The organism is Enterococcus sp. DIV0574 (assembly GCF_051711125.1).
In the GTDB taxonomy this organism is placed as follows: domain Bacteria; phylum Bacillota; class Bacilli; order Lactobacillales; family Enterococcaceae; genus Enterococcus_D; species Enterococcus_D gallinarum.
This window is the reverse complement of record NZ_JBIOMA010000001.1, coordinates 2,593,964-2,613,469: the sequence shown is the minus strand read 5'-3', so window position 1 is coordinate 2,613,469 and position 19,506 is coordinate 2,593,964. Positions and strand designations below refer to the sequence as shown.

18 protein-coding genes are annotated in these 19,506 nt (G+C 40.9%); 12 read left to right on the top strand and 6 right to left on the bottom strand.

Annotation, left to right across the window (positions count from 1 at the left end; all coding sequences use genetic code 11):
* The first annotated feature begins 25 nt into the window (after nucleotides 1-25).
* Nucleotides 26-1,735 (top strand): ABC transporter ATP-binding protein, encoded by a 1,710-nt coding sequence (locus tag IGJ45_RS12605; protein WP_005470568.1) that lies wholly within the window; start codon nucleotides 26-28, stop codon nucleotides 1,733-1,735.
* Nucleotides 1,736-1,737: 2 nt separating this feature from the next.
* Nucleotides 1,738-3,507, top strand: a complete 1,770-nt coding sequence (locus tag IGJ45_RS12600; protein ID WP_003125639.1) for an ABC transporter ATP-binding protein — start codon at nucleotides 1,738-1,740, stop codon at nucleotides 3,505-3,507.
* 85 nt (nucleotides 3,508-3,592) lie between these two features.
* Here IGJ45_RS12600 and IGJ45_RS12595 read toward each other — a convergent pair whose 3' ends face one another.
* The 3 genes from IGJ45_RS12595 to IGJ45_RS12585 are packed head-to-tail and all read right to left on the bottom strand — an operon-like array spanning nucleotide 3,593 to nucleotide 5,835.
* Entirely contained in the window at nucleotides 3,593-3,883 is a 291-nt protein-coding gene (locus IGJ45_RS12595) for a rhodanese-like domain-containing protein (protein ID WP_003125640.1), read from the bottom strand.
* The gene (locus tag IGJ45_RS12590) at nucleotides 3,858-5,522 is read right to left on the bottom strand and encodes an FAD-dependent oxidoreductase (protein WP_409531697.1); all 1,665 of its coding nucleotides are present in this window, start codon (nucleotides 5,520-5,522) and stop codon (nucleotides 3,858-3,860) included. The genes IGJ45_RS12595 and IGJ45_RS12590 overlap by 26 nt, the downstream gene beginning before the upstream one ends.
* A gap of 1 nt (nucleotide 5,523) precedes the next feature.
* Entirely contained in the window at nucleotides 5,524-5,835 is a 312-nt protein-coding gene (locus tag IGJ45_RS12585; RefSeq protein WP_171917265.1) for a rhodanese-like domain-containing protein, read from the bottom strand.
* Nucleotides 5,836-5,987: 152 nt separating this feature from the next.
* Here IGJ45_RS12585 and IGJ45_RS12580 point away from each other — a divergent pair, with 152 nt between their 5' ends.
* Complete coding sequence (locus IGJ45_RS12580; protein WP_003125645.1) at nucleotides 5,988-6,257, top strand: metal-sensitive transcriptional regulator; 270 nt, start codon at nucleotides 5,988-5,990, stop codon at nucleotides 6,255-6,257.
* Between the two features lie 278 nt (nucleotides 6,258-6,535).
* On the opposite strand, the gene IGJ45_RS12575 is transcribed toward IGJ45_RS12580, so the two are convergent.
* Complete coding sequence (locus tag IGJ45_RS12575) at nucleotides 6,536-7,324, bottom strand: L-threonylcarbamoyladenylate synthase (RefSeq protein WP_003125646.1); 789 nt, start codon at nucleotides 7,322-7,324, stop codon at nucleotides 6,536-6,538.
* Between the two features lie 396 nt (nucleotides 7,325-7,720).
* Between IGJ45_RS12575 and IGJ45_RS12570 the strand changes: the two genes are divergently transcribed.
* The 6 genes from IGJ45_RS12570 to IGJ45_RS12545 all read left to right on the top strand — a co-directional run bounded on the left by IGJ45_RS12570 (nucleotide 7,721) and on the right by IGJ45_RS12545 (nucleotide 12,507).
* Nucleotides 7,721-8,557, top strand: a complete 837-nt coding sequence (locus tag IGJ45_RS12570; protein ID WP_029486479.1) for a YitT family protein — start codon at nucleotides 7,721-7,723, stop codon at nucleotides 8,555-8,557.
* 264 nt (nucleotides 8,558-8,821) lie between these two features.
* Nucleotides 8,822-9,499, top strand: coding sequence for a L,D-transpeptidase (locus tag IGJ45_RS12565; protein WP_050762645.1), 678 nt, complete (start codon nucleotides 8,822-8,824; stop codon nucleotides 9,497-9,499).
* A 47-nt stretch (nucleotides 9,500-9,546) separates the two neighbouring features.
* The gene (locus tag IGJ45_RS12560) at nucleotides 9,547-9,852 is read left to right on the top strand and encodes an MGMT family protein (RefSeq protein ID WP_003125650.1); all 306 of its coding nucleotides are present in this window, start codon (nucleotides 9,547-9,549) and stop codon (nucleotides 9,850-9,852) included.
* A 121-nt stretch (nucleotides 9,853-9,973) separates the two neighbouring features.
* Nucleotides 9,974-10,375, top strand: coding sequence for a VOC family protein (locus IGJ45_RS12555; protein WP_003125651.1), 402 nt, complete (start codon nucleotides 9,974-9,976; stop codon nucleotides 10,373-10,375).
* A 315-nt stretch (nucleotides 10,376-10,690) separates the two neighbouring features.
* On the top strand, nucleotides 10,691-11,200 hold the full coding sequence (locus IGJ45_RS12550; protein WP_005470580.1) for a hypothetical protein: 510 nt from the start codon (nucleotides 10,691-10,693) through the stop codon (nucleotides 11,198-11,200).
* Entirely contained in the window at nucleotides 11,197-12,507 is a 1,311-nt protein-coding gene (locus IGJ45_RS12545) for a glycosyltransferase family 2 protein (protein ID WP_349703637.1), read from the top strand. The genes IGJ45_RS12550 and IGJ45_RS12545 overlap by 4 nt, the downstream gene beginning before the upstream one ends.
* Before the next feature lie 76 nt (nucleotides 12,508-12,583).
* Here IGJ45_RS12545 and IGJ45_RS12540 read toward each other — a convergent pair whose 3' ends face one another.
* Nucleotides 12,584-13,354 (bottom strand): ABC transporter permease, encoded by a 771-nt coding sequence (locus IGJ45_RS12540; protein WP_003125655.1) that lies wholly within the window; start codon nucleotides 13,352-13,354, stop codon nucleotides 12,584-12,586.
* Complete coding sequence (locus IGJ45_RS12535) at nucleotides 13,347-14,282, bottom strand: ABC transporter ATP-binding protein (RefSeq protein ID WP_003125657.1); 936 nt, start codon at nucleotides 14,280-14,282, stop codon at nucleotides 13,347-13,349. The genes IGJ45_RS12540 and IGJ45_RS12535 overlap by 8 nt, the downstream gene beginning before the upstream one ends.
* Before the next feature lie 360 nt (nucleotides 14,283-14,642).
* Between IGJ45_RS12535 and IGJ45_RS12530 the strand changes: the two genes are divergently transcribed.
* The 3 genes from IGJ45_RS12530 (at nucleotide 14,643) to IGJ45_RS12520 (ending at nucleotide 19,485) form a co-directional block, all read left to right on the top strand.
* Nucleotides 14,643-15,344 carry a YcjF family protein gene (locus tag IGJ45_RS12530; RefSeq protein WP_034704047.1) on the top strand — a complete coding sequence of 234 codons (702 nt, stop codon included), beginning with the start codon at nucleotides 14,643-14,645 and terminating at the stop codon, nucleotides 15,342-15,344.
* Between the two features lie 647 nt (nucleotides 15,345-15,991).
* A complete protein-coding gene (locus IGJ45_RS12525; RefSeq protein WP_230322301.1) occupies nucleotides 15,992-17,515 on the top strand; it encodes a helix-turn-helix domain-containing protein in 1,524 nt (507 codons plus the stop codon).
* A gap of 449 nt (nucleotides 17,516-17,964) precedes the next feature.
* Complete coding sequence (locus IGJ45_RS12520) at nucleotides 17,965-19,485, top strand: flavocytochrome c (protein ID WP_005470590.1); 1,521 nt, start codon at nucleotides 17,965-17,967, stop codon at nucleotides 19,483-19,485.
* Nucleotides 19,486-19,506 lie beyond the last annotated feature (21 nt).

The window sequence follows — 19,506 nt, the reverse complement described above, 5'->3', positions numbered from 1 at the left end:
AAACTGTAAAGGAGTGTGTTTTAAGATGGATCTTGTTTTACGCCATGTAAAGAAATACAAAGGCGCTGTCTTCATTGCGCTGGTTTCTGTAGCTGTCATGGTACTGGCTACGTTATGGCAGCCGAAGCTGCTGCAACAAGTATTGGAAGCAATTATTAAAGAAGACGATAATGAAATGAAATCGATTGGGGTCCAATTGATCGGTCTAGCCGTGTTTGGGCTGGTGGCTGGGGTCATCAATACTATTTTCTCTGCCAAAGTAGCGCAAGGAGTCAGTGCGGATATTCGTGAAGAAGCCTTTCGTAAAATCCAAACTTTCTCGTTTGGTAATATCGAGAAATTCTCAGCAGGAAATCTGGTGGTTCGACTGACCAATGACATCACCCAAATCCAAAATTTAGTGATGATCTCCTTGCAGTCGTTGTTTCGGATTCCTTTCTTATTTATTGGTGCCTTTATCTTAGCCATGACCACGATGCCTCAACTTTGGTGGGTAATCGTCGCATTGATCGTTGCAGTAGTGATCATTACTGGTCTTTCTTTTACACAGATGGGCAAACATTTCATGATCATTCAAAATTTGATCGACAAAATCAATAGTGCAGCAAAAGAAAATCTTTTAGGGATTCGTGTGGTGAAATCATTTGTTCAAGAAAAAAATCAATTGAACAGTTTCACGAAAGTCAGCGACGAACTAACAAAACACAACATCATCGTTGGTACGCTTTTCTCTGTGATGATTCCGTCCTTTATGCTGGCAGCCAACTTAGCGGTCGTAGGCGCGATCTTCTTTGTCAGCGACCTTGCAAAAGACGATCCGACATTGATCGGGGGAATCGCTTCTTTCATGAATTATTTGATGCAGATCATGATGGCGATCATTATCGGCGGTATGATGATGATGATGACTTCTCGGGCAGCGGTCTCTCTCAAACGATTGAAAGAAATTCTGGTTACCGAACCAGACTTGTCCTACAAAGATGTTCCACAGCAAGAATTAGCAGGCAGTGTGGCATTCGAGCACGTTTCTTTCCGTTATCCTGGGGATGAGAAAAATGCTTTGACAGACATCAGTTTTTCAATCGCTCCTGGAGAAATGATTGGGATCGTCGGGGCAACTGGTGCAGGGAAATCGACATTAGCTCAATTGATTCCGCGCTTGTTTGATCCAACAGAAGGAACCGTGCGAGTTGGAGGCGTCGATTTACGAGAAGTAAATGAGCAAAGCTTACGTCAAACCGTTTCCTTTGTTCTACAAAAAGCGATTCTTTTCTCCGGAACCATTGCCCAAAATCTGCGCCACGGCAAAAAGAACGCCACTGTCCCTGAAATGACCCATGCAACAGAAATCGCGCAGGCAAGTGAATTCATTCAAAAATTGACGAACCGTTTTGAAGCACCCGTAGCGGAACGAAGCAGTAATTTTTCTGGTGGTCAAAAGCAACGGCTGTCTATTTCACGAGGTGTCATCGGGGAACCAAAAATCTTGATTCTAGATGATAGTACGAGTGCATTGGATGCTCGTTCGGAAAAACTGGTTCGTGAAGCCTTTGAAAAAGAACTGCAAGCTACCACCACGATCATCATTGCACAGAAAATTGCTTCTGTTGTGAATGCGGACCGCATCCTGGTGTTGGATAAAGGTCGTCTGGTTGGAGTAGGTACCCATCAAGAGTTAGCTGCCAACAATCCAATTTATCAGGAAATTTTTGAGACTCAGAAAGGAGCTGAATAACTATGACGGATTTGATCAAAGCAAGCAAGTTTTTTTATCACTATTTAAAACGATACAAACTCTCTTTCTTTTTCATTTTCATTACCGTGATTGCAGCCACTTATCTGCAAGTCCAAGCACCGGTCTATGTGGGGCAAGCCTTTCAGGAATTAGCGAATTATGTTGGTGGATTGATGCAAGGCGTAGATGACAAGTCAAAATTCGTATCTGTCATCTGGAAGTTACTGCTGTTTTACGTATTGGCAAGTGGAGCAAACTTTATTTATAGTATCTTGTTCACGCAAGTGGTGGGGAAATCCACCAATCGAATGCGAATCGGGTTATTCAATAAATTGGAAAAATTGACGATCAAATTTTTTGATTCCCATCAAGATGGTGAAATTTTGAGTCGTTTTACCAGCGATTTGGATAACATTCAAAACAGCTTGAATCAAGCATTGCTGCAAGTATTGACCAATGTGGTATTGATGATCGGGATTTTGATCATGATGTTCCGACAAAATGTCACATTAGCTTGGGCGACGATTGCGTCTACACCAATTGCCATCCTGATTGCAGTCATTGTGATCCAAAAAGCTCGCAAATATGTCGATCTGCAGCAAGATGAAGTAGGAAAACTAAACGGGTACATTGATGAAAAAATCAGCGGCCAACGGATCATCATCACCAACGGTCTTCAAGAAGAAACGATTGATGGATTTTTGCAGCACAACCAAAGTGTTCGGGAAGCCACTTACAAAGGACAAGTTTACTCAGGATTGCTTTTCCCAATGATGCAAGGAATGTCGCTGGTCAACACGGCGATCGTGATTTTCTTTGGTGGTTGGTTAGCATTGAATGGGGATTTGGAACGTTCAGTTGCTCTAGGCCTTGTGGTGACTTTCGTTCAATATTCTCAACAATACTATCAACCGTTGATGCAGATTTCTTCTGGTTACAGTATGATTCAATTGGCAATCACTGGCGCCCGTCGTTTGAATGAGATGTTTGATGAACCGGATGAAGAAAAACCGGCAAATGGTGAAAAAATCACTGGTATCAAGCAAGAAGTGGCATTGAATCATGTTGATTTCGGTTATGATAGTGATCGTTTAATCCTTAAAGATGTCACCATCCATGTCAAAAAGGGTGAAATGGTGGCATTGGTAGGACCAACTGGTTCTGGAAAGACAACCATCATGAATCTTTTGAATCGCTTCTATGATGTGACGAATGGCTCAGTAACATTTGATGGTCAGGACATTCGACAGTTAGATTTAGATGCATTGCGGGAGCATGTGGGGATCGTGTTGCAAGATTCGGTACTGTTTTCTGGGACGATTCGGGAAAATATTGCTTTTGGTAAGCCGGATGCCAGTGAGGAAGCGATTATTGCAGCAGCAAAACAGGCCAACATCCATGAATTTATCATGACGTTAGAACAAGGGTATGATACACCAATCACGGAAGAAAACAATCTATTCAGTACCGGGCAAAAGCAGTTGATGAGTATCGCTCGCACGATTTTGACCAATCCATCTTTATTGATTTTGGATGAAGCTACCAGTAATGTTGATACGGTGACGGAAGCGAAGATTCAGCAAGCAATGGATGAAGCCATCAAAGGACGGACCAGTTTTGTCATCGCCCATCGTCTAAAGACGATTTTGAATGCCGATCGAATCGTTGTCTTGCGGGAGGGGCAAGTCATCGAAGAAGGTAGCCATCAAGAATTATTGGCAGAAAACGGGTTTTATGCCGAACTTTACCACAATCAATTTGTTTTTGAATAGTTAGCTGACGAGTTTAAACCAAAACCCAATGACTGCTACTTGGATCAAAGTAGCGGTCATTGGGTTTTATTTGGTGTAACGTGTTTTAAACGAGTTCACCTGGCCAAGCAGAAGTGCCGCCTAATACATTGATCGCCTTGAACCCTTGCTGGTCCATATAGTGACAGGCTTGCTCTGACCGAGCACCTGAGTGACAAATCACGTAGTAGTCAAGGTCTTTCTCCAAATTGGCAGTAGTGAAGTGAGATAACGGATTATTTTGCGCATTTGGTACATGGCCGCTGATAAATTCATCGACTTCTCTGACATCAATCAGGTGGAACTTCTGTTGTTTGCTTGCTTGATAAAATTCAGGCATTGTGATCGAGCGATACATGAATGATTTCCTCCGGTCTGACGGTTTGATAAAGCGCAAAAGCCCCGTCTAGATTTTTTGCCTCGTAGCCAGATTGTTTGAGAATCCGTTCGGCTAAATAGCTTCGCAGTCCGCTATGACAGCTGACGATATAAGAAGCAGTCGGATCAAGTTCAGTCAGTCGGTCTCGTAATTCATTCAGCGGAATATGCAGGGCGTTTTTGAAGCGGCCAGTCATTTCCGCTGTATTGCGGACATCTAGTAATTGTTTGCCGGCAGCTAATTCTGCAGAAAGTTCATGCCACTGGATTGATTCACTGATCCCTTCGATTAGATTCAATGCCGCATAGCCGATCAGGTTCACTGGATCTTTGGCGGAACCAAAAGGCGGTGCATAACTCAGTTCCAGTTCTGTTAAATCTGCCGCCGTCAATCCACTTTTGATGGCTGTGGCTAATACATCCATTCGTTTATCGACGCCACTCTGTCCAACGGCCTGAGCACCATAGAGAGTACCTGTCTCTTTATTAAAAATCAATTTCAATAGCAGATCTTTAGCACCAGGGTAATAGCCAGCATGATCTTTTCCGCTGACATGAATCACAGCTGGCTGCAAGCCCGCAGATACTGCTGCTTTCTCGCTTAATCCGGTCATGGCTGCTGTAAGCCCAAAGACTCGCAGGATAGCAGTTCCAATATTGCCACGGTTTTTTCTTGGCAGACCAGCGATCACGTCTGCGACTTGTCGACCTTGCCGGTTAGCTGGTGAGGCTAAAGAAATCAGCGCATCTTCTCCAGTTAATTGTTGTTTCGTGACAATAGCATCTCCGACAGCGTAAATGTCTTTTTGCGACGTTTGGTAGTTTTCGTCTACAAGGATTCCTCCTCGAATACCAGTAGTGATCCCAGCTTCCGCTGCTAATCTTGATTCTGGTTGGACCCCGATAGACAATAATGTCAGGTCTGAGTCCAGTACAGTGTCATCTTCTAACCGAATTTTTTTCCCTTCTTCTTCAAAAGAAACTGCGGATTGGCCCGTAATGACCTTGATTCCCTTCGCTATCAATTCATTTTTGACATAGGCAGCCATTTCTTCATCCATCGAAGGTAAAACCTGCGATGCTTTCTCAACGACGGCGACCTCTAAGCCACGGTTTTTCAGACTTTCTGCCATTTCCAATCCAATAAAGCCGGCACCGACTACGACGGCTTGGCGGGTATGTTGATCGATTTTCTGCAAAATAGCATCCATATCCGGCACGTTTCGTAACTGACGGCAGTTTGTGGCACGGTCTAATCCTGGGATTTTTGGTATGATTGCTTTTGCTCCCGGAGCAAGAATCAACTTGTCATATGATTCTTCATAAGTCTCAGAATCTCGATGGATAGTCACGGTCTTTTGTTCTGGGTGAATAGCCAGTACTTCTTGATTTGGACGAACATCCAAACCAAAACGTGCCTTTAAGGACTCTGGTGTTTGCAGTAGTAATTGATCGCGAGTAGTAATTTCACCTGCGATAAAGTAAGGAAGGCCGCAGTTCGCAAAGGACACATAAGGACCTTTCTCTAGAACAATGATTTCAGCATCTTCCATTAAGCGGCGTAATCGAGTTGCAGCAGACATGCCTCCGGCGACCCCACCGACAATCAGTACTTTCATTTTATTTTCCTCCTTGAATTGGTCCTTGCCATTGATTCATGCCACCGCGAATCGTTGTGGCATCATATCCCATTTTAATCAATAATTTGGCAGCTTGTTTGCTGCGGACGCCTGATTGACAGATCACATATAACGGTTCTTTTTTTCCTGAATAGTGGGCGATTTTATTTAATGGGATATTGGCGGCATTTCGAATATGCCCACCCCGGTATTCAGAGGGCGTCCGGACATCAATAACTTTCGTTTTTGCAGTCAGTGCTGCGGAAAAATCACGAATAGAGATGGAAGGGACAGAACGAAACAATGAAAACATAGACATTCTCCTTTATATACGGTATGGGGTATATTAAACCCCGTTTTTCTATATTTGTCAATGATTTGATTTGATTAACATTGCGGATACGAAAAGAATGTTTGACCGTTATACCATTGTAGGGTATATTCTAATGGGAAAGGAGTGAGACGATGGATAAGACAAGAAGTGATCAAAAAAATGTGCTGAATCGTTTAAAACGTGCCGAAGGGCAGATTCGTGGGGTTCAAAAAATGATCGAAGAAGAGAAGGAATGTATCGATATCATCACTCAGTTAAGTGCGGTACGTTCAAGTATCGATCGTGTGATGGGCATGATTGTTGCAGAGAACTTGAAAGATTGTTTCGAGAATCCAGAAAAAGATCCTCAAGAACAAGCACAGAAGCTGGAACAAGCGATTCAGATGATCATCAAGAAATAGTAGCTCTATTCTTTAGGAAGAGACTGTTTTCATAGGGGACTGACTGATGTAACCAGTAAGCTGAATCATTAAATCTGGAACGCTATCATGACGATCAAAGAAATGATTTGATCTGTGAAGAGTAGTATTGAAAGGAAAATGCTGTTGTATGCAAGAATTACCCTCAAAAAATTAGGACATCAGCTGTAAGCAGTTCGATCTAAAGTCTCAGCTACGGTCGAAGAGTCGTAGCTAAGGTTAGTTGAATGCTTGGACTGATGTCCTAATCTATGAATTGCTTAGTAGTATTCGCCGTGGCGATAGTCCCAGGAATTGAAGTGATCGGACAAAAACAGTTGGATTTTATCTACAGCTAAACCCTTCCGAATCAATACAGGCGCCGGGGTGATCGATCGCTGAGAGCCTTGATGAGGAATCAATTTGCCAGCAGAATCTACGAAAGAAACCATGACTCCTTGTTCGTAGCGGGTCTCTATCGTTTTATCTGGTTGGATCGAAGCGACATAGTCATTGCTTTCAATGATGAGGTCTGCTTCGTTAGCGATTTGTTCACCAATTCCTTCCACCAGACCACGATTGCCTTTACCAGAAGGATTTGCTGAGCTGGCAAACAATAGCTGTTGCTTTTCCTCCCAAAGAGCTTTAGCGATTTGTTCTCCAGGAACGCCGAATTTGATGACGAAACAACTCGTTTCCCTGGTATCCATCATCAATTCTTGCGATCCGTCAGGAATATATGCTTTTCCAGACTCTTTCCATGGTAAGATCGCGCCAAAAAGAACATCGTTGTCCCAACATTTTTGGTAAACTGCCGCAATTTCATCGTTCCATTCCGCTAATTCTTGTAATTGTTCCAATGAGCTGCATAATACAACTCCTGGCTTATTACGTTTGCGATTTTTGGCAGAAAACTTGCGTTCTAGTCCTTTCTTGTCAGAGACGGCAATAATATAGCCTACTTTAGTGGGGCAAACGATGACTTTGCCTTCTTGCTGGAGCAGTTGGATTGCTGCTTCGTTGGGTTCGCCAGACCAAGTGGTTTGTTTGTTTGTCTTCAAATGGTTCATCCTTCCTCATTTTGTTTATTTCGCCTAAAAATTCAGAAAATTCTGATTTAAAATCGTTAACCTTGATAATAAGGGAATCCCTAAAGAGAGTCAAGTGCAAAAAGATGGAAATGCAGCAGCATTCTAGATGATCATTTTCAGAGAAGGCTGAAAAAAATGCTTCTCTTTTCCAACGATTCTGTGAGAAAATGAACGTCAGAACGCAAGTCAAAAGGTTCCTAAACAACCAAGCTTTGAGCAAATTTTTCTTACCTGTACTTGATCCTATAAGAAAAAAAGTTTCAGTCTTCTGAACAGAAATTTTGTCTCAACTCAGAGATGAGGGTATAGTAAAAGCACAAGTTCTCGGAAAAAATGACAGCTTCTATTCGGATGATCAAAGAAAAGAGGAAGACAATGAAGCAATTGATAACTTATAGTAAAATACTCTCTGCACTGGTGATTCTAGCGGTGAGCATCAACATGTTTTTAGGTCCTCATCATATTGCAGCTGGAGGGGTCAGTGGCATTGGAATCTTGATGGAATCTGCTTTGGGCTGGGACCGTGCGCTTGTGATCATGGTTCTGAACAGTGTGATGTTGGTTCTGGCCTATGTTTTTTTGGGGAAAGCGCCTTTCTTCAAGGTGCTGTTCGGCAGCATAGTTTTTCCGTTAGCAATTGCCGTAGTGCCTGAATATATGTTGGCCAGTGATCGTCTGCTGTCTGTTATTTTTGGGAGTGCGATTTTTGCTGCTGGGGTTGCTATTTTATATAAAAATAATTCTTCTAGTGGCGGAACTACGATTCCGCCGCTGATCTTCCAGAAATATTTCCATATCAATCCTTCCATCGGGCTTTTAGCCACAGATGCGGTTGTGGTAACAATGAGTTTACTGGTTTTTGGGTTTGAAGAATTTTTGTTTGCGATTCTTTCGATTGTGATTACTTCGATCGTGATGAATTATATCGAAACCGGGATGGACCGCAAGAAGTCTGTGATGATCATGAGTGAGGAACATCTTGACGAGATTCAAGCGGCCATTGCAACGGCAATTTCTAGAGGGGCAACCTTGTTAGAAGCACAAGGTGTTCATCGAAGAAGTGAGAAACAAGTTTTATTGATCGTTGTCAACGATCAAGAATTTGCTGATATCAAACAATTGATTGAAAGCATTGATCCGCAGGCATTTGTAATTGCCAGCAATGTAGCTGAAGTTTTAGGACGAGGGTTTAGTTACCACCCGATTGAATGAGGCCTGTCCGCATCCGTTTGAAGCGCTGCACGATGTTGTAGGCTGGTTCTACTCTTTCATTTTTAACTGGCTTTTTAGTTACAAAGGCGTTAAACTGCTAATGGATCATTTTATCAAGAGTTTTTTAAGAGACGCTGAAACGAAATCTGCTGTTAACTTGTTTTGTCACTGCTGATTAAAATCACGTTTTAGAAGCAGCTTTGGTAAAATGAACTGGAAATTGTGCCTGAGAGATTTTTCGACGGCTTAGTAAGGATAGAAATAATGAAAGAAAGATACCCTAAAAGAACCATTGGTATGTTTGTGAGTGCTGTGCTGTTATTCATTGTTAGTGCCAGCCTATCACATAACGTAGCCGCTGGTCAGACGAACCAGTCTACAGAACAGACCAAACAGACCATTCCTAAAAAAGCAACGATCCCTACGAAAAAAAATGCAATTACTAAAAAGGAGAGATCAGGAACGTCTAAATCCTCAGAGGATTCTTCTTCGACAGAAGTAGCCGTCGCAGATTGGCGTCATCCATCTGAGAAGAAAGCCTATCCTGTTTTACAAGAAGGTGATTGGGTCGATGTCTCATTGGCAAACCAGCGGGTGAAGATCATGCGGAAGAATCGAGTGCTTTATACGATGGTTTGCTCTACCGGATCAGGAGGAGACCGAAGAACGCCTACAGGAACTTATTCCATTCAAGCTGAAAGAGGAGAAACTTTTTTTAATGAATCTTCTGGCGAGGGAGCGAACTATTGGGTATCTTGGAAAGATCATGGCGTCTACTTGTTTCATTCGGTGCCGATTGACGCTTCGGGAGATTACATTGAAGAAGAAGCAGAAGAACTAGGACAAAAAGCCAATTCTCATGGGTGTATCCGTTTGACTGTTGCAGATGCAAAATGGTTTTATGAACATGCCCTTTATGGCATGCAAGTTATCGTGCATTGAGCGAACAAGCAAATTCGCTAACGATTGAAAGGAGCTGCTTGATAGGTATGAATCCATTTTATGAAGAGGTGTATCGTTTCGTAAAGAAGATTCCGTATGGCAAAGTGGCTTCTTACAGCCAAATAGCTTGGGCTTTAGGTCGCTTGAATGGTGCACGAGCTGTAGGACGCGCCATGAAATATTGCCCAGAGTCATTACCAGCCCATCGGGTAGTACGAGCAGACGGCGAGATTGTGGGCTTTACCGCCGTAGAACGAAAGCAGCGGCTGCTAGCAGAAGGGATCGTCTTTAAAACAAACGGAAAAATCGATATGAAACAATGCAGCTGGCATGGAGAAAAGGAGTCATCCTGAAAAATGCCGCTGCATTTTTTGTGAAAATAGCTTCAAATTGATTGTTTTGTATATCTGGATCGGCCCTTTATAATAAAGGAGCAATGACATGTCGCTCGGGTTTGTCAAAGGAGGAAACAGCATGGGAAAGATGGTTTTTATCAATTTGCCTGTTCAAGATATCAAGCGAGCTACTAGTTTTTATGAAGCGTTGGGCTTTAGCAAGAATGAAGAATTTTCGAATGAAACATCAAGTGGAATGATGTGGAATGAGACGATTTGGGTGATGCTGTCAGAATATGCGTTTTATGAACAGTTTTTAAATGGTAGAAAGATTGCGGATACGCAAAAGACGAATGCTGCCTTGATCGCATTTAGCTTTGATACACCTGAAGGAGCTCGAGACTTTGCTAAAGCGGCTGAAGCCAATGGGGGACAGTCGTTTCAAGTAGAGATGGGGATTCCAGAGGAAGAAATGCTTGGTTTTGAAGTGCTTGATCCGGACGGAAATCAATTAGAATCTGTCTGGATGAAAGGGTACTAAAAAGCAAGATTCGTGGGTGTTCAAAAAAATGGACTTGCCTGATAACTTTTGAAATTGTTGTTAGCGGTTTTCTTTTTAGGAAGTCGAATTAAAAGAATAGGATCACAAGGAAACTGGCGCAAGCTAGTTTCTTTTTCTTTCGAATCGATTCAACTAAAATGTAGGTATACTCGCTTAGACCTAGTCCTACAAGAGGACAAATATAGCTTTTATTGATTAAGTGTTTTTGTGACCGCTACCAGGGTTGATGCTTCTTTTTAGTAATAAGCGATGTATAGATGGAGAAGAGAGTTACAGCCAAAAGGAGGATGTGGGATGAAAAAAAGAATCACCAGAGAAGAAGTCAGTCAACAGCTGGTTTCAGATTTGTTTTTTGAAAAAGGACATTTAAAGTTAACGTTGTGGCAATCATTTTTGACACTGCTTGCGTGGATTGCTGTGATCGTACCATTCGTTTGGGTCGCTTTCCCGGTTTTCTTTCCGCAAACAGCCGCTCAAATACGATTTAGGACCTATGTGGAGGAAGCCACTATTTTTAGATTGTTAGCATTGTTTTTAGGAATTTCCTTCGTTCTTTTAGTTATTCTTTTTGTTCTGTTGACCGTGAGGAACAATCGGCGTTTTCGCCATACATTGCGGAAAGAAGTCTTGCATGATGAAAGAAAACTTGAACAGCGCAAAGAAGTGTTGGAAGAATTTTTTGATGACCGTTTTGGTCCTGAAGAGATGCGGCATTCTGTTTGTTATTATGAAGTGAAACCGGAACAAAATCTAACGGAAACAGAAATAGTAAAGTTGTATAAAGATAAGGGGGTCTCTCTATGATTGAACAAATCGATACGGGATACCCGATAGTGGATTTCTTCCTTTTTCTATTAGTGGCCATTTTATTTACTTATCCAATCTTAGGCGGCTTTGCTTGGTTCATTGGCGTCCTTTGTCATACGTATTTGTTTAAGCATCAACAGATTGAATGGATCCCCATTCCCGAAGCAGTAGAGCCAATGATCACGATCATGGTCCCTGCCCATAATGAAGAAGTGGTCATTGAAGATACCATTCATTACTTAATGAATAAACTGAATTATACCCGTTACGAAGTGTTAGTCACAGATGATGGCTCAACGGATCAAACACCAGAAATCCTTAAGCGGTTGCAGCAAACCTACCCTAATCTACGAGTGGTACGCATCCAAAAAAACCAAGGAAAAGCCCATGCCTTTAATATCGGGATCGGTTTTGCTAATGGAGAACTGATTTTGAGTAACGATGCAGATACTGTACCGGAACCCGATGCACTCTGGAAATATGTCAATTACTTTATTCGCCAAGATGCGGTAAATATTTCAGCGATCACTGCAAACATGGACGTTCAGAATCGGACGACGATTGTCAGTAAGTCACAAACTGTTGAATTTTCAAGTATCGTAGGTATTATCAAGCGGACGCAACAAGGCGTGCTAGGTGTTATCTATGCATACAGCGGTGCCAACACGATGTATCGAAAAAATGCTTTGATCGATGTGGGACTCTTCCGCCAAAATCGTGCCACCGAGGATATCAGTATTGCCTGGGATCACCAATTCCAAGGCTGGTTGTCCTTGTTTGCTCCGCGGATCATGTTTTTCATGGAAGTTCCTGAGACCATGAAGATGCTTTATCGCCAACGGAAACGTTGGGCAAAAGGCGGTACAGAAGTCTGGCTGACAAATTTCAAAAAAGTATTCACTCATCCATTTCAAAATATTGGTCGGTCCGTCATGTTTGTGGATCAAACATTCAGTATTATTTGGTCGATCTTCTTTTGGATCTCTTCAGCACTGTTCATCTTTTCTTTTCTTCGTTTTGCATTCGAAGGAAACATTGAACGAATGTATCATATGGTGACAATGGCCTTCCTATTCGTTTGTTTTGAAATGGTTGCTGGGATCATGCAGTTGTTGACTAGTTTATTGGTGGACGATGCTGGCAGAAAAATCAAGTATTTCATTTTTGCACCATTTTATATGCTGATTTATTGGATGGTCAATGCTTTAACGATCGTAACGACCTTCATACCAGCGGTCAAAACAATTTTGGGACACGGCAGCGGTGTTTGGGTCAGTCCCGAAAGACAAGGCAAAAAGAATTAGAAAAAGGCTGTGCCAAGAACTAAGAGAGTTCTTGGCACAGCCTTCCTGTTTTTATTGAAAGATAGCCGTCAGTTTCTTAGCTGCGTAGACCGCGGCCTTTTTCAATTAATTTCCAACAGATACCGTACAAAACAATTATGAATAAAACTAGAATCAGAACAGAGACTAAAATCGGCACATCAGTTGTGCCCAAAAAGCCATAACGGAATCCAGAGATCATATAGACGATTGGATTCACTTTAGAAATAGCTTGCCAAATTGGTGGCAGCATCGAAATGGAATAGAAGACGCCTCCTAAATAAGTCAGTGGCTGTAGGACAAACGTTGGCACGATCGATACATCGTCAAATGATTGGGCAAAGATACCATTTAGCAAACCAGCTAGTGAGAAAAGAATTGCGGTCATCACTAATGTCAGAATAACCATTACCCAAGAAAAAACATGCAAAGGAACAAAAAAGAGAGAAATCACTGTGACCAGCATACCAACTAAAATACTTCTGCCCAAACCACCGAAAACAAATCCCCAAATAATCACATGAGTAGGTACGGGTGCAACTAAAAGTTCCTCAATATTCTTTTGAAACTTCTGAGAAAAGAAAGAAGACGAAACGTTCGCGTAAGAACTGGTGATCGTTGACATCATGATCAGCCCGGGAACGATAAATTCCATGTAGGAGAAGCCGCCCATTTCGCCAATACGGCCGCCAATCATTTTCCCAAAAATAATAAAGTACAACGAAGTCGTTATCACTGGTGGTACGAGTGTTTGGACCCAAATCCGTAAATAGCGGTTGGTTTCTTTGACCGCTAGACTTTTTAATGCTGTAAAATAAAGACTAAACATTTTTTTCCCCCGCTTCATGCTTTTCTTCGGTTAATTTCAAAAAGAGTTCCTCTAAACGATTCGATTTGTTGCGCATGGAAAGAACTTTGATTCCTTGCTTAGTAAATTGCTCAAACAAATCATTAACGCCTTGATTGCGCTCAATCTCGACTGCTAACGTTTGATCATCTTCAAAAGCACTTTTATAGCCGGAGATCACAGGTGGTTTCACATAGGTATCTAAGTCAAAGAGGAATGTCTCAAACTGTAATTTGGACAAAAGGGTCTTCATGCTGGTATCTTCGATCAATTCACCGGATTGAATGATTCCGATGTTGCGGCAGAGCATTTCTGCTTCCTCTAAATAGTGAGTGGTTAGAATAATCGTCGTACCATTTTTATTTAATTTTTGCAAGAAGGCCCACATTTCTCGGCGCAGTTCGATATCTACGCCAGCTGTTGGTTCATCGAGGATTAAGAGTCGCGGCTCGTGCATCAGAGCCCGTGCAATCATCAAACGGCGCTTCATTCCTCCCGAAAGCATTCTGGCCCGAACATCGCGTTTCTCCCATAAATTGGATTGCTTTAGGTATTTTTCGCTACGAGCGATCGCTTCTTTGCGAGGAACGCCGTAGTAGCCCGCTTGATTGACGACGATTTGCTGTACTGTTTCGAAAGGATTGAAATTGAATTCTTGTGGAACTAAGCCGATTTGTTGCTTGACTTGAACCAATTCTTTGTCCAAATCATAACCGAAAACTTTGACACTGCCAGAAGATTTGTTTACTAGTGAAGTAATGATCCCGATGGTTGTTGATTTGCCAGCACCGTTCGGCCCTAAAAGCGCATAGAAGTCACCTTCTTCAACTGTCAAGTTGATACCGCGTAATGCTTCGACGCCGGTCGCATAGACTTTTTTTAGATCTTTTATTTCAAGTGCATAGGTCATTGATTTGTTTTCTCCTTATCAATTGATGATTTGTTGTGGGGATTGGCAGCAGCTGCTGCCTATATGAATAAAACACGCTCGATTAGACATGCTTCTCTGAATAGAGGTTATGACACTTTCATGATACCCAAGAAACAAGTAGTCATTATACCACGGGAGAGACTCTCGTTTAAAGGGGGTATCGTTGGATCGGTCATGTGAGCTTTTCTGTTAGAAAGAAGTTGATTTCTTGTGCTTCCGTTAAGAATTATAACACCTGAAGCGCGGCTTTAGGTGATTTTTGTTTGTTAGTGTATGATGAAAATAAGAGGTTGAGAAAGCAACTAAATCTATGACAACTAATCATTAAAGGTGGTTTTTATGAAATTAAAGAGAAACACTCCCAAAAATAAAAAATCTCAAAAAGAGATTTTGCTGCAACAAGTGGATGAACCTGTGAAAGAATCGGCAGAACAAGAAGAGTTTCAGTCATTCTTTGCAGAAGTTTTAACCAAACTACCAAACAAAACGGCAGGGATCATTCGTCGATCTTTTGAGAAGTCAAAACATACGGCAGAAAAGATCCAAGCAAAAAGCCGTACCCAATTTGATGCCGTCTTCTCTGAATTTTTAATGGGTGTGGATGATGCGACGAAGAAGAAAGCGCATCGAATCATCCATGCCGCTTCTCTGACGGCGGCCATCATTGGCTGTTCACCTATTCCGTTTTCAGATGCGATACTCCTTGTACCTGTTCAAATGACGATGATGGCTAGACTACACAAGTTGTTTGGTCAATCGTGGGTCGAGGGAATCGCAAAAAGCATTTCTAAAGAATTAGTTGTTGTTAGTTTAGGTAGAAGCGCTGTGGGGAATATTATCAAGTTCGTACCGGGGGTCGGTACGATCGCCGGCGCGTCCATTAACGCGGGGGTAGCCAGTGCTATTACTGAATCTTTAGGTTGGGTTACTGTTAAGATGCTGAATGACGGTGAAGATATTTTTGAACAAGCCATGTCCTTTAAAGGCCAATATCACACCTTATTTAAAGCATTAAAAAAAACACGAAGCAAATCATCTTAAAACATATACCGCTCGCTAGAACGTTCGTATAGGATGAGTCCAGAAACATCAACAATAATTTTTTCAAGAGACCTTTGTCTATTCTCGAAGGTCTCTTTTGCTTGTGTAAGATAAAATAGGGGGATTTGTTTTTCCTGAAAAAGTATAAAAGCATTACATGGATAATTATCGTCAGTAAATGGCTAACCGAAAGCAGCGATAAAAAGGTCTTTATTAACAATAATTTTCCTGCATTTATAGGAGTTCCTGCCAAAACATTTCTAGTGACAATGTAAAAAAAAGTGAGTTCATTTTCCCGAATTGGGTTTCTCAAGATACAGATTAACTTTATAATTTTTAGTTAGTGGAGTTAAATTCTCATTAAAAATTGATGGCTGAAAGGAAGCACTTAAGTAGTAGGGAGGATCAATTACAGAATTAAGGTCAGAGAAGGCAGTCAGATGCCTTTTTTTATAACAGTAAAAAGTTGAGCGTTCTTCCTTTGTTGAGGCGCACTACATAGAACAGATGAAGAATGAGCGACTTATTCGACAAATGTTTAAAATTAGCTTAAAAATTAATATATATATTTAATCGTTTTATCAGTTTATATGAGTATGAAAGAAAGCAACTTATGAACGAACTTCTATTTAATGCAGGAGGAAGACATGATTATTCAGGATCTTTTTGAAAAGCGAACCCAATTAATGGTCAATTGCTTGCGTTATATTTATCAGTCAAATAGTTTTGTAACAATCGTTAATTTATCAGAAAGACTGAATGTGAATCGAAAAACAACGGATAGTATTCTTAATGAATTGCAAAAAATCAATCCGCAAGCAATCAAAATCAAAAAAGCGTTAGGGTGCTCTTTTAGTGGCAATAAAAACATTTATTTTGATGTACAACATGAAATTTATAATCAGTCAGTCATATATCAAGTGATCGAGAACTGTCTATTGTCAAAAAGAATTAAGATTGAAGAGTTTTGTGAATTGAATTACATAAGCCTTTCAAACCTAAGAAAAAAATTTCATTGCATCAACCGTAGTCTGCAACGCTTTGAATTAAAGATAGGCACCAAAAATAGACGGATCGTGATTGAAGGGTCCGAAAGCCAAATTCGTTACTTTGGTCATTCCTTTTTTTGGACGATTTGTAAAGGCGGTCAGTGGCCCTACCCCGAATTGAATTATGCTCATATCAGAGAATTATTCGTTCAGCGAATCTTACCTAATTTTGATTTTCAACTGAAGCAATCGATCGTGGATAAATGGTGCTACTTGATTGCGATCAACATCCTCAGAGATAAAAAAGGCAACCGCTTGAAAATGGAGGAAATGCCTCAATGGTCGATCAATATGACTCAAGATCTATTTGAAAAAGAGTTTCAAAATATCAAAGATTCTTTCTTTCAGTATAGCTTTTTTAGAGATGAAAGCATTTATTTTCTATTTTTGATGATGCAAACTTCCACGCAGTTTTACGCTAAAAAGGCGACCTATAAGCAAATCATCGATTTTTGGGAAAGAGAAAAAGCAGAGGTGTATTTAGAAGCAGTCAGTCTCTCAGAAAAATTGACATTGCCGTTAAATGGCGGAAATGAGAAAAATGTCTTCGGCATTTTATTGGCGGCGCATTCTTTTTATGACGCTTTTGAAGGATTCCTGGAAGTAGGTTCCGATTCAGATATCATCCGCTATTACAGACACTACTACCCAGTGCTTGTGAATAAAATACGTACCATTTGTTTTGGCAGCACAACAGGGCAACTTACAGAAAAACAGGAGTTTCTGCTCTTACGATATGTTCTTGCCTACACGTCTCTGATCACACCTACTTTATTTGAGAAAAAGATTGTTGTTTCGGTAGAAACAGATTTTCCTTTCTCATTTGAACAGTTCTTCATTATGCAGCTGAAAAAGATCTTCTCCGCTCTTTATAATATTGATTTTATTGCTGCGGAATCACTAGTTGAAGAGCCAGACATCATTATCTCAAACACCTACCAGAATCGTTCGGCAATCTACATGAGTGGAGCGATCGACAGTTTAGAGATTGAACGTCTGACAAAGAAAATCGAATCCATCAGAAGAGAACACATCTTGCAGGAGAATGTGATTGTTTTTTCTCAACAAGTAGTCAGTGCCGTTTTCGAAAATCATGAAAGCGCTAAGGATATTTCTGTGTAATAAAGATGTAGAAAATTATCGTTCCAAAAAAGCAACTAGCAGTTGGCAAGTAAAGAATAGAAGCAATCAAATAAATTTTGACCAGAAGCAATCAAAGAAAAATTCCTAAGGTTTTGCCTGCGGTGTGTATATATTTCTATGTATGCACCGCTGATCAATGGGGACATATACACAGTAAATGAAATTTCGATTAGAACAACTAATGAAAAATTACACAAAATATAAGCGTGATTTTATTATTTTCTATTTTTATTATGTTTATATAAATATGTTGGGTTTGTTTTTTAGATGATAACGCTGATTTTAAAGCAATTGAAATTGTTAATAGTCAAAATATTTTTTTATTCTTGTTTGTTAATAAAGTAACAATCAATAGTGCTAGAGCGCTGCTTTTTCAGTGGAAGAATCAAAGAACAATCAAACAAAAGAAAGAAAGTTGGGGGAAAAAAGTGAAAACAAGTGGATTAAAGAAATTGGTCATTGGCGCTGCAAGTTTATTATTGCTCAGTGCTTGTGGTAGTAATGGGGCGACAAAAGATAGTGAAACAGCAAAAAGTTCAGCATCATCAAGCGAAACAGAAGTGGCTTCAGGTGCATCTGAACAAGAATATACCGATCCTTCTGAACTAAAAGATCAATATGACATTGTCATTGTTGGTGCTGGTGGTGCCGGAATGGCAGCTGCTTTATCTGCCAAAGAAGCTGGGATGAATCCAGTCATCTTGGAAAAAATGCCGATCGCAGGCGGAAACACATTGAAATCTTCTGGTGGGATGAATGCTTCTGAAACAAAATTCCAAAAAGAACAAGGAATCGAAGACAGCAACCAACAGTTCTTTGATGACACACTAAAAGGTGGTAAAGGTACGAATGACCAAGAACTTTTACACTACTTAGTCGATAACTCAGCTTCAGCCATTGACTGGTTAGACGGCATGGGAATCACATTAGACAACATCAGCTACAGTGGTGGTGCAAGTGTCAAACGTATCCACCGTCCACATGACGGCTCTGCTGTCGGAACCTACTTGGTAGATGGACTATTGAGAAATATCCATGAAAAGGAAATTCCTTTGTTTGTGAATGCTGATGTGAAGAAAATCAACGAAAAAGACGGAAAAGTCACTGGCGTTTCTGTAAAAATCGGTGATGAAGAAAAAACGATCAATGGGAATGCAGTTGTCGTTACCACTGGTGGCTTTGGCTCAAACAAAGAAATGATTGAAAAATATCGTCCGGATTTAAAAGGCTATGTCAGCACAACATCTGAAGGCAGTACAGGTGACGGCATCAAGATGATTGAATCTCTTGGCGGTGCAACAGTCGATATGGATCAAATTCAAGTTCACCCAACAGTTGTTCAAGATACAGGGATGTTAGTCAGTGAAACAGTCCGTGGAGAAGGTGCGATTTTAGTCAACCAACAAGGTGAACGTTTCTACAACGAATTAGAAACCCGCGACAATGTTTCTGCGGCGATTACCGCTCTTCCAGAAAGCTATGCTTACTTGATCTTTGACGATGCATTAGCAGGTCGAGCAAAACAAGTTGATTTCTACAAAGAACAAGGTGTAGTCGTTGAAGCAGATACGATCGAAGCCTTAGCGAAGAAAATCGACATGGACGCTGATACATTGGCAAAAACACTAGATACATGGAATCAATCTGTTAAAGATAAAAAAGACGAAGCATTTGGTCGAGAAACAGCAATGGATTATGACTTAACAACTGGTCCTTACTATGCAATCAAAATCGCACCAGGAATCCACCACACAATGGGTGGTGTAAAAATCAATACCAATACACAAGTCTTGAAAAAAGACGGTTCTGTTATTGATGGTTTATACGCTGCTGGAGAAGTAACTGGTGGTATTCACGGACAAAACCGTATCGGCGGAAATGCAGTTGCTGATATCATGGTCTTTGGTCGTCAAGCAGGGGTCCAAGCTTCAGAATACGCTAAAAAATAAATAAACATCACTATTCATAAT

Coding starts and splice junctions, on each gene's coding strand:
- IGJ45_RS12605 (WP_005470568.1), top strand. CDS start 26: ATGGATCTTGTTTTACGCCATGTAAAGAAATACAAAGGCGCTGTCTTC.
- IGJ45_RS12600 (WP_003125639.1), top strand. CDS start 1,738: ATGACGGATTTGATCAAAGCAAGCAAGTTTTTTTATCACTATTTAAAA.
- IGJ45_RS12595 (WP_003125640.1), bottom strand. CDS start 3,883: ATGTATCGCTCGATCACAATGCCTGAATTTTATCAAGCAAGCAAACAA.
- IGJ45_RS12590 (WP_409531697.1), bottom strand. CDS start 5,522: ATGAAAGTACTGATTGTCGGTGGGGTCGCCGGAGGCATGTCTGCTGCA.
- IGJ45_RS12585 (WP_171917265.1), bottom strand. CDS start 5,835: ATGTTTTCATTGTTTCGTTCTGTCCCTTCCATCTCTATTCGTGATTTT.
- IGJ45_RS12580 (WP_003125645.1), top strand. CDS start 5,988: ATGGATAAGACAAGAAGTGATCAAAAAAATGTGCTGAATCGTTTAAAA.
- IGJ45_RS12575 (WP_003125646.1), bottom strand. CDS start 7,324: ATGAACCATTTGAAGACAAACAAACAAACCACTTGGTCTGGCGAACCC.
- IGJ45_RS12570 (WP_029486479.1), top strand. CDS start 7,721: ATGAAGCAATTGATAACTTATAGTAAAATACTCTCTGCACTGGTGATT.
- IGJ45_RS12565 (WP_050762645.1), top strand. CDS start 8,822: ATGAAAGAAAGATACCCTAAAAGAACCATTGGTATGTTTGTGAGTGCT.
- IGJ45_RS12560 (WP_003125650.1), top strand. CDS start 9,547: ATGAATCCATTTTATGAAGAGGTGTATCGTTTCGTAAAGAAGATTCCG.
- IGJ45_RS12555 (WP_003125651.1), top strand. CDS start 9,974: ATGGGAAAGATGGTTTTTATCAATTTGCCTGTTCAAGATATCAAGCGA.
- IGJ45_RS12550 (WP_005470580.1), top strand. CDS start 10,691: ATGAAAAAAAGAATCACCAGAGAAGAAGTCAGTCAACAGCTGGTTTCA.
- IGJ45_RS12545 (WP_349703637.1), top strand. CDS start 11,197: ATGATTGAACAAATCGATACGGGATACCCGATAGTGGATTTCTTCCTT.
- IGJ45_RS12540 (WP_003125655.1), bottom strand. CDS start 13,354: ATGTTTAGTCTTTATTTTACAGCATTAAAAAGTCTAGCGGTCAAAGAA.
- IGJ45_RS12535 (WP_003125657.1), bottom strand. CDS start 14,282: ATGACCTATGCACTTGAAATAAAAGATCTAAAAAAAGTCTATGCGACC.
- IGJ45_RS12530 (WP_034704047.1), top strand. CDS start 14,643: ATGAAATTAAAGAGAAACACTCCCAAAAATAAAAAATCTCAAAAAGAG.
- IGJ45_RS12525 (WP_230322301.1), top strand. CDS start 15,992: ATGATTATTCAGGATCTTTTTGAAAAGCGAACCCAATTAATGGTCAAT.